Raw genomic sequence first — 573 nt, 5'->3', positions numbered from 1 at the left:
CTCTGTTAGTCCATCTAATTTATCAATAGCTTGATTACCAGTTGTTTTAGCTTCAGTTAACTTAGCTTCCCCATTTAAGTTGTTTTGAGCATTAATGATAGTCTGAGTCGTTTTATTAATTACATCTTTATTAAGCTCTGGTGGTTGTGATGTTGTAATAATTTGAGTACCTTGGTTGATGGCAGAATCATAGTTAACTTGATTAGTGTGATCAGCATTAATGTATTTACTTTCTGTTTTGACTTGATTTTCTTTATCTACTTCAGCTCTAAGAGATTTCATGGCTTCATTTAGTTCTTTCGCTTTTTGAAGTGCCTCTTGAACACCAGGTATAGTTTGAGATTGATTAACTAATGTTTTTTCTGCTAATACTTGTCCAGGATTAAGTGATTCTAATCGATCAATTTGACTATTAGCTTGATTTTTCGATTCTTGTAGTTTTTGTTCACCATGTAAAGCTTCACTTGCACTTTGTAATTGATTTAATGCTTGCTCAATTGTAGTTTTATCTAAAGTTTTATCAGGTACTGCATTAATGATATTCTTCGCTTTTTGTAAAGCATCATTATAAGC

At 31.6% G+C, this 573-nt stretch carries 1 protein-coding gene; it reads right to left on the bottom strand.

Annotation, left to right across the window (positions count from 1 at the left end; all coding sequences use genetic code 11):
- A partial coding sequence (locus tag HZY83_RS01895; protein WP_179942395.1) for a GA module-containing protein occupies positions 1 to 573 on the bottom strand: 573 nt, incomplete at both ends.

The sequence above is a fragment of the Gemella sp. GH3 genome (assembly GCF_013415425.1).
Classification (GTDB): Bacteria; Bacillota; Bacilli; order Staphylococcales; family Gemellaceae; genus Gemelliphila.
Note: the sequence above shows the minus strand (reverse complement) of the source record. Positions and strands in the feature narration are given on the sequence as shown.